Origin of the sequence: Mesorhizobium sp. M5C.F.Ca.IN.020.29.1.1, from assembly GCF_003997375.1 — a bacterium.
Lineage (GTDB): Bacteria > Pseudomonadota > Alphaproteobacteria > Rhizobiales > Rhizobiaceae > Mesorhizobium > Mesorhizobium wenxiniae.
In genome coordinates, this window is the sequence record NZ_RZSW01000366.1 from 1 (window position 1) to 6,381 (window position 6,381).

General features: G+C 63.3%; 5 protein-coding genes and 1 pseudogene. 3 read left to right on the top strand and 3 right to left on the bottom strand.

The genetic code is table 11. The features are described 5' to 3' along the window. A pseudogene (locus EOA85_RS38190) lies at positions 1 to 181 on the bottom strand (hypothetical protein); the annotation flags it as partial. A gap of 147 nt (positions 182 to 328) precedes the next feature. Then, complete coding sequence (locus EOA85_RS24210; protein WP_127211447.1) at positions 329 to 991, bottom strand: YggS family pyridoxal phosphate-dependent enzyme; 663 nt, start codon at positions 989 to 991, stop codon at positions 329 to 331. 145 nt (positions 992 to 1,136) lie between these two features. On the opposite strand from EOA85_RS24210, the gene leuS reads away from it, so the two are divergent. Next, the gene (leuS, locus tag EOA85_RS24215; protein ID WP_127211448.1) at positions 1,137 to 3,761 is read left to right on the top strand and encodes a leucine--tRNA ligase; all 2,625 of its coding nucleotides are present in this window, start codon (positions 1,137 to 1,139) and stop codon (positions 3,759 to 3,761) included. After that, on the top strand, positions 3,748 to 4,335 hold the full coding sequence (gene lptE, locus EOA85_RS24220; protein ID WP_127211449.1) for an LPS assembly lipoprotein LptE: 588 nt from the start codon (positions 3,748 to 3,750) through the stop codon (positions 4,333 to 4,335). Before leuS ends, lptE begins: the two co-directional genes overlap by 14 nt. Positions 4,336 to 4,460: 125 nt before the next feature. Here the strand turns inward: lptE and fsa are convergent, their stop codons facing one another. Further along, positions 4,461 to 5,114 (bottom strand): fructose-6-phosphate aldolase, encoded by a 654-nt coding sequence (gene fsa, locus EOA85_RS24225; RefSeq protein WP_127211450.1) that lies wholly within the window; start codon positions 5,112 to 5,114, stop codon positions 4,461 to 4,463. 91 nt (positions 5,115 to 5,205) lie between these two features. On the opposite strand from fsa, the gene EOA85_RS24230 reads away from it, so the two are divergent. Then, a partial coding sequence (locus tag EOA85_RS24230; RefSeq protein ID WP_127211451.1) for a DEAD/DEAH box helicase occupies positions 5,206 to 6,381 on the top strand: 1,176 nt, incomplete at its 3' end.

Genomic DNA, 6,381 nt, shown 5'->3' on the forward strand with positions numbered 1-6,381 from the left:
CCCCACGACAACGCGACATCTTCAGTGACTGCAAGGATCCGGTCGGCTTGTCCCGCCGAAGCTCTCGCAGCCAGAGGTCGAGCCGTGTTCCCCGTTCGGGATCGACCTTGCGCAGCTTGACGATCCCCCGTTCAATCTCGCCGAGGGTAATAACGCTGACACTGATCGAGGCCGGGTCCACTGAAGCTAGCCAGGCGGTCGGCTTGGGCAGACGCCTCTGCACATCCGAAACGATGTTCGCAGGTACATTAGAGGTCGATGTCGCGGATCATCGTATCCGAGCGACGGTTGACCTCCTCGGCAAAATCACCATCCCAGACCGGACCGGCTAACGGCTGCCGAAAATCGCCGATCCAACCCTGACGCTTGTCGCGCCGAAGGCGATCGCGGTTTCGTAGTCGCCGGACATACCCATCGAAAGCTCCTCCACACCTGCCTCCGTGCTGAGCTTTTCCAGCAGCGCGAAGTGCGGACCGGGATTCTCATCGGCCGGCGGAATGCACATCAGACCTTCGATGGCGAGGCCGTGGACGTCGCGGCAGCGGGTGACGAAGGCGACGGCTTCGCGGGGTTCGATGCCGGCCTTTTGCGGTTCCGAGCCGGTGTTAACCTGAACGTAGAGCCTTGGTGATCGGCCTTGTCTGGCGATTTCCTTGGCGAGTTCGGCAGCGATCTTCTCGCGATCGACCGTCTCGATGACGTCGAACAGCGCGACGGCTTCCTTCGCCTTATTCGATTGCAGTGGACCGATCAGATGCAGTTCGATGTCAGGGAAGGCTTCCTTCAGCGCCGGCCATTTGGCTTGTGCTTCCTGGACGCGGTTCTCGCCGAAGATACGCTGGCCGGCTTCGATGACCGGGCTGATATCGGCGGCGTCGAAGGTCTTCGAGACCGCGACCAGCGTCACCGCGCCGGCTTGCCGTCCTGCCCCGCGCTCGGCGGCGGTGATCTTCGCCTTGACCGTGAAAAACTGTTCGACGGCGCTCGCCATGCCTATATCTGCCCCTAGTTTCTATCCTACCGGATCGCCGCAGTTGACGGGTCCGGCAATCCATGGTGAACACCGCGACGACATTTCCTGAGCCGCCGGGCATTGTCCGGCCGTTCGCGCCTGCTTTTTAAGTGAAAACCATCCGATGGCAACCGAACGATACAATCCGCGCGCATCAGAGCCCAAATGGCAGAAGGCCTGGGACGCCAAGAAGCTGTTCGAGGCTGACAACGACGACCCGCGGCCGAAATACTACGTGCTCGAGATGTTCCCTTATCCGTCGGGGCGCATCCATATCGGCCATACCCGCAACTACACGATGGGCGACGTGGTGGCGCGCTACAAGCGAGCCAAGGGTTTCAACGTGCTGCACCCGATGGGCTGGGATGCCTTCGGCATGCCGGCCGAGAACGCGGCGATGCAGAACAAGGTCCATCCCAAGGACTGGACCTACCAGAACATCGCCGCGATGCGCGAGCAGCTCAAGGTCATGGGTCTGTCGCTCGACTGGGCACGCGAATTCGCCACCTGCGATGTCGACTACTACCACCGCCAGCAGATGCTGTTCCTCGATTTCGTCGAGAAGCGGCTGGTGACGCGCAAATCCTCCAAGGTCAATTGGGATCCGGAGGACATGACGGTGCTTGCCAACGAGCAGGTCATCGACGGACGCGGCTGGCGCTCGGGCGCGCTGGTCGAACAGCGCGAGCTGACGCAGTGGTTCTTCAAGATCACCGATTATGCGCAGGATCTGCTGGACTCGCTGGAAGGCCTCGACGAATGGCCGGAAAAAGTGAAGCTGATGCAGGCGAACTGGATCGGCCGTTCGGAAGGCCTGCTGATCCGCTGGCCGCTGGCCACTCCAGTCGACGGCGAAGATGAGCTGGAAGTCTACACGACGCGGCCCGACACCATCTTCGGCGCCTCCTTCATGGCGGTCGCAGCTGATCATCCGCTGGCGAAGAAGGCGGCCGAAAGCAATCCGGCGCTGGCCAAGTTCATCGACGAGGTTCGCCATATGGGCACTTCAGTGGCGGCACTGGAGACAGCCGAGAAGAGGGGTTTCGATACCGGCATCCGCGTCGTCCATCCGATCGACGAGACGTGGACGCTGCCTGTCTATGTCGCCAATTTCGTGCTGATGGAGTACGGCACCGGCGCCATCTTCGGCTGCCCGTCCGGTGACCAGCGCGACCTCGACTTCGCTAACAGATACGGCCTGCCGGTCATTCCGGTGGTGATGCCGGAAGGCGAGAACCAGGGAAACTTCCAGATCATCGACGAGGCCTATGTCGGCGACGGCGTGATGATCAATTCGCGCTTCCTCGACGGCATGAAGCCTGATCAGGCGTTCGACGAGGTGGCGAAGCTGCTGGAACAAAAGACCATCGGTAATCGGCCGATGGCCGAGCGCAAGGTCAACTTCCGCCTGCGCGACTGGGGAATTTCGCGCCAGCGCTACTGGGGCTGCCCGATTCCGATGATCCACTGCGAGGATTGCGGCGTGGTGCCGGTGCCGAAGGCGGACCTGCCGGTCAGGCTGCCGGACGACATCGAGTTTGACCGGCCGGGCAATCCGCTCGACCGCCATCCGACATGGCGGCATGTGAAATGCCCGCAATGCGGCAAGGATGCACGCCGCGAAACCGATACAATGGACACCTTCGTCGATTCGTCCTGGTATTTCGCGCGCTTCACCGCGCCCTGGGCGAACGACCCGACCGATCCCAAGGCAGCTACCGAATGGCTGCCGGTCGACCAGTATATCGGCGGCATCGAGCACGCCATTTTGCACCTTCTCTATTCACGCTTCTTCACCCGCGCCATGCGCGAGACCGGACATGTCGATCTGGCCGAGCCATTCAAGGGCCTGTTCACGCAAGGTATGGTGGTGCACGAGACCTATCGGGTCGGCAGTGGCTCCAACAGCCGCTGGCTTGCGCCCAGCGAGGTTCGGCTGGAGGACGTCGACGGCAAACGCCGGGCCATCGAAATCGCGACCGGTGAAGAGGCGGTGATCGGCCCGCTCGAAAAAATGTCGAAGTCGAAGAAGAACACGGTGAGCCCGGAAGAGATCACCGACGGCTACGGCGCCGACACCGCCCGCTGGTTCATGCTGTCGGACTCGCCGCCCGAGCGTGACGTGGAATGGACCGACGAGGGTGCTGCCGGCGCGCACCGCTTCATCCAGCGTATCTGGCGCTTGGTGTCGACAGCTGCCGAATCGCTCGCTGCAGTCCAGCCGGCAGCGGCGAAGGAGGGCGAGGCAGGAACTGTTTCCAAGGCCGCGCACAAGGCGTTGAAATCGGTCGGCGAGGATATCGAAAAGCTCGCCTTCAATCGCGCCATCGCCCGCATCTACGAGCTCGCCAACGCGCTCGCCACGCCGCTCAACGAGGCGGCCGAAGGCAAGGCCGATCCGGCGCTCAAGGCTGCGTGCCGGCAAGCCGTCGACATCCTCGTGCATCTGATTGCGCCGGTCATGCCGCATCTGGCCGAGGAATGCTGGCAGACGCTCGGCGGCACCGATCTGGTCGCCGAACGGCCCTGGCCTGTCTATGATCCGTCGCTTGTCGTCGACAGCGAGATCGTGCTGCCGGTCCAGGTCAACGGCAAGAAACGCGGCGATTTGACAATTGCCCGCGACGCGGACCAAGGTGCCGTCGAAAAAGCGGTTCTGGCTCTCGACTTCGTGCAGAAAGCGCTCGAAGGTAAGGCACCGCGCAAGGTGATCATCGTCCCGCAGAGGATCGTCAATGTCGTTGCCTGATCCGAGGAAGACAGAAGTGGCGAATTTGCTGCGCCGTACCGCGCTGTATGGCCTGGTCGCTTCGGTTGCGCTGGTTTCGGCCTGCATGGTGCGCCCGCTCTATTCGAGCGCGCCGCTGTCGGCCGGTTCGCAAGTCGGGGCTGCCGCCGAACTCGGGTCCATCTCGGTCAAGCCGGTCAACACCCGCTACGCCCAGCAGGTCCGCAACAATCTGATCTTCGCGCTTGGCCAGGGCGCGGGCGAGCCGGCGTCGCCAGCCTATTCGCTCGATCTCGGCGTTACCGAACTTGTTGAATCCGCTGCGACCGTGCAGGTCACGACCGATGACGACGAGCCGACAGCGGGCACGGTGACACTGACCGCGAATTATGTGCTGACCGACGCCAAGACCGGCAAGACCATCGCGACCGGCAGGCGCTCGATAGCGTCGTCCTTCGACAGGCCCCGTCAGGAATTTGCCTCCTACCGGGCGCAAATCGACGCCGAGAACCGCGCGGCGCGCGAGCTAGCAGACCTGCTGCGCCTGTCGATCGCCCAGGATCTGGTCAAGCACGGCAAGACGGTGGCGGGTTAAAACTTTTCGGCCTGGATCGAGACGTTCCGGCTACGCCGAGGTCTAGTTGCTCGCGCACAAAAAAGGCCGATTGCTCGGCCTTTTTACGGGAACGCGGCGTCTTAATTTCAGCCGACCCTCTAATTTCAGCCGATCTTCTGGCCGGTCTTGGCCCAGTCGGCGAGGAACTGCTCCAGGCCCTTGTCGGTCAGCGGGTGCTTGACCAGCGCCTTCAGCGTCGCCGGCGGGGCGGTGATGACGTCGGCGCCGATCAGTGCGGCCTGCTTGACATGGTTCACCGTGCGCACCGAGGCGGTCAGGATCTCGGTCTGGAAATCATAATTGTCGTAGATGGTGCGGATGTCCGCAATCAGTTCCATGCCGTCCCAGCCGCTGTCGTCGATGCGGCCGACGAAGGGCGAGATGAAGGAGGCGCCGGCCTTGGCGGCGAGCAGCGCCTGGGTGGCCGAAAAGCACAACGTAACATTGACCATGCGGCCCTCCGACCGGATGTCCTTGCAGGCCCTCAGGCCGTCGAGCGTCAGCGGCACCTTGATGCAGACATTATCGGCGATCCTGGCCAGGATCTTGGCCTCCGCCATCATGTCCGTGTATCCGGTGGCGACGACTTCGGCCGAGACCGGGCCCTTGACGATCTCGCAGATCTCTCTGGTGACGTCGGCGATCTTGCCGCCGGACTTCAGGATCAGCGAGGGATTGGTGGTGACGCCGTCGAGCAGCCCCAAATCGTTCAGCTCACGGATTTCCTTGACATCGGCGGTGTCGACAAAAAATTTCATGACGGTCTCCTGAAGAATTTTTCATGTGCATGTCATGCACATTTGGGGTCGGCCTTTGATCTAGACGAAACTCGGGGCAAGGTCACGCCTCATGATCGAAGATTCGCCCTTTGTCGCAGCCGCGCCGGTGTTGGTGCCGATGCCCGCCGAGCGGCCCTACACCTATGCCGTGCCCGCCGGCATGCGCGTGGTGCCGGGCTCGATCGTGCGCGTTCCGCTCGGTCCGCGCCAAGTCGCCGGCATCGTCTGGGACGGCGCCGTCGAAAAGGTCGATGCCAAAAAGCTGCGCCCGATCGAGCAGGTCTTCGACTGCCCGCCGATCGACCGCGCCATGCGCCGCTTCGTCGACTGGATCGCGCAATACACGCTGTCGCCACCCGGTATGGTGGCGCGCATGCTGCTGCGGGCGCCGGAGGCCTTCGACCCGGAACCGTGGATCGAAGGACTGCAACGGACCTTCGCCAAACCCGACCGGATGACGGGTGCGAGGATGCGCGTGCTGGAAACAGCCGAAGGCGGGCTCGCCTGGACGCGGTCCGGTCTGGCGCATGCCGCCGGCGTCTCGTCGACCGTTATCGACGGGCTGAAAGCGCAAGGCGTGTTCGATACGGTTATGATCCCGCCGCGACCGGTGGTCGCAGCACCCGATCCGAATTACGCCCAGCCTTCGCTGATGCCGGACCAGAGCGATGCGGCCGAGATGCTGCGCACCAATGTCGCCGCCGGCGCATTCGGCGTCACGCTGCTCGACGGGGTAACCGGATCGGGCAAGACGGAGGTCTATTTTGAGGCGGTTGCGGCGGCGCTCGACCGTGGCATGCAGGGGTTGATCCTGCTGCCGGAGATCGCGCTGACCCATGCCTTCCTCGAGCGCTTCCAGGAACGGTTCGGCGCCAAACCGGCGGAATGGCACTCGGACCTGCCGCCAAGGATGCGCGAGCGCGTCTGGCGGCAAGTGGCGGAAGGTGGCGTGCGCGTCGTTGCCGGCGCGCGTTCGGCGCTGTTCCTGCCGTTCAGGGAACTCGGGCTGATCGTCGTCGACGAGGAGCACGACCCGGCCTACAAGCAGGAAGACCGCGTCTTCTACAATGCCCGCGACATGGCGGTGGTGCGCGGCCATATCGGCGGCTTCCCGGTGGTGCTCGCCTCGGCGACACCGTCGGTCGAAAGCCGGGTCAATGCGAGCCAAGGCCGCTATAGCAGGGCGGTGCTTTCGGCGCGCTTCGCCGAGGCGGCGCTTCCCGACCTGAAGACGATCGACATGCGC

Coding starts and splice junctions, on each gene's coding strand:
- fsa (WP_127211450.1), bottom strand. CDS start 5,114: ATGAAATTTTTTGTCGACACCGCCGATGTCAAGGAAATCCGTGAGCTG.
- EOA85_RS24210 (WP_127211447.1), bottom strand. CDS start 991: ATGGCGAGCGCCGTCGAACAGTTTTTCACGGTCAAGGCGAAGATCACC.
- lptE (WP_127211449.1), top strand. CDS start 3,748: ATGTCGTTGCCTGATCCGAGGAAGACAGAAGTGGCGAATTTGCTGCGC.
- leuS (WP_127211448.1), top strand. CDS start 1,137: ATGGCAACCGAACGATACAATCCGCGCGCATCAGAGCCCAAATGGCAG.